This window comes from Cytobacillus oceanisediminis (genome assembly GCF_007830235.1).
In the GTDB taxonomy this organism is placed as follows: Bacteria; Bacillota; Bacilli; order Bacillales; family Cytobacillaceae; genus Cytobacillus; species Cytobacillus oceanisediminis.
The window spans coordinates 554,542-554,906 of sequence record NZ_VLKI01000001.1; the positions used below are offsets into that span (position 1 = coordinate 554,542).

Here is a 365-nt window from a genome sequence, read left to right on the forward strand (position 1 = left end):
TCTGCTTCCGCGTCTGCCTCCGCGTCTGCTTCTGCTTCTGCTTCTGCGTCTGCTTCTGCCTCTGCTTCTGCTTCTGCCTCTGCGTCTGCTTCCGCGTCTGCTTCTGCCTCTGCTTCTGCCTCTGCTTCTGCTTCTGCCTCTGCTTCTGCTTCTGCGTCTGCCTCTGCGTCTGCCTCCGCGTCTGCTTCTGCTTCTGCTTCTGCTTCTGCTTCTGCTTCCGCTTCTGCCTCTGCTTCTGCTTCCGCTTCTGCCTCTGCGTCTGCTTCCGCGTCTGCCTCCGCGTCTGCCTCCGCGTCTGCTTCCGCGTCTGCTTCTGCTTCTGCATCTGCTTCTGCTTCTGCCTCTGCTTCTGCTTCCGCGTCTGC

General features: G+C 60.5%; 1 protein-coding gene. It reads right to left on the reverse strand.

All coding sequences use genetic code 11. The annotated features are described in order from the left end of the window. Window positions 1–365: hypothetical protein (locus IQ19_RS29410; RefSeq protein WP_199749359.1), on the reverse strand; the 365-nt coding region annotated here is incomplete at both ends.